The sequence below is a fragment of the Nocardia carnea genome, from assembly GCF_029869215.1.
GTDB lineage: Bacteria > Actinomycetota > Actinomycetes > Mycobacteriales > Mycobacteriaceae > Nocardia > Nocardia carnea_B.
In genome coordinates this window covers 1-1,358 of record NZ_JARWPM010000179.1, presented here as the reverse complement: position 1 = coordinate 1,358, position 1,358 = coordinate 1, and the positions used below count along the sequence as shown (strand labels likewise).

Genomic DNA, 1,358 nt, shown 5'->3' with positions numbered 1-1,358 from the left:
TCCACTCGGTGTGCTCCGGTGGCGGGGCTGAAATAGAACGGGCCGCCTTCGAAGGCTTGGACCGCACCGTCGCGGTTCGGCGTTTTCGTCTCCGGCCCCACCGGATATCTGGCCGGGCCGCCGTCATAACCCTGCCGGCCCCCTTCTACCCGCCGCCCCCCCGCGGCGTCGAGATGGCGCCGCCAGGCATACGAGAGCAGGCTCTCCAGCAACTCCGCGGTTTCCGCGGTGGCCGTGCGGGTGATCTCGGCGGGGTCGGCATCGGGTCCCGCCTCGGCGACCCGCCGGTCGATCTCGTCGATCACCAGATCGACCTGCCATTCCGCCAGCCGGGCCATGGTCTGCCCGATGGTGCGGGCGGTCGCGGCCTGCTGCCGGGTATCGGCCGCGGCGAGACTGCCGACCTCCAGGAAGCGATGGATCGCGGCGATATCCGCGTCGGTGTAATCGCGGGCGCTATCGTCCTCGCTTGCGGGGAAACCGAGCGAAACCCACAGCCGGCGTGCGAGTTCCGATGTCACCCCGGCCTTTTCGGCCACCTCCAGGCGGTTGTAGCGGCGGCCACCGGCGAGCAGGCTCGCCTCCGCCGCCGACCGGACCAGTTCGGACCTCTCCTGCGACCCCATGAGCGAAACCTTACGACCTACCGCCGACGCCGCGGGCGCACCCGGCAAATCGGACGGTGATCTGCGTCATGGCCGGCCTGCAGTACGGCTGCCCGGCCGGGCACCTGCGGGCGCCGCGACCGGTCGGCAGCCCACAGGAGGCGGGACCGGTGCTACGACGTCGGTGTCGCGGACCGGGGTGAGGTGTACTCAGGGATGGGCGCGGGGCCGCCCGCCGGGTTCGGAAGGTCTGTGGGATGGGAGGATTCCGCCGGCTGCGGCCGTGGGGCCGACGGCACAGTCGAGGTGGCGCGGGGCGCCTCCGGCGGCCCTGCCGGAGCCCCGGAGGCCGACGGCTCGGTCGCAGCTCCGGGCGCCCGGTGCGGTCGTACCGTGGGCGTAGTGGTGGACCGCGGCTGCTGCGCCGGTGTATCCGGGACGGTGGTGGGGGGCGGAGTGGCCGCGGGCCCAGGAGCCTGACCGGGGCGATCCGTAGGTTCCGCTTGCCGGGCCGGCGCGGCCGGGGGATTCGGCGCCGCGGGCGAGGTCCGGACGGCCGCGCGTTCCGGGGCAGGAACCGGGCGGGGGGGCGGCGCGGGGGGGGGGGGGGGGGGGGGGGGGGGGGGGTGAGGGGGGGGGGGGGGGGGGGGGGGGGGGGGGGGGGGGGGGGGGTTGGGGGGGGGGGGTCTGGGGGGGGTTCCTGGGGGGGGGGGTGGGGGGGGGGGGGGGGGGGTTTGATGGGGGGGGCGAGGG

General features: G+C 75.8%; 1 pseudogene. It reads right to left on the bottom strand.

Annotated elements, in window-relative coordinates:
* Nucleotides 1-626, bottom strand: a pseudogene (locus QH276_RS35525) (hypothetical protein); the annotation flags it as partial.
* Nucleotides 627-1,358: the final 732 nt, after the last annotated feature.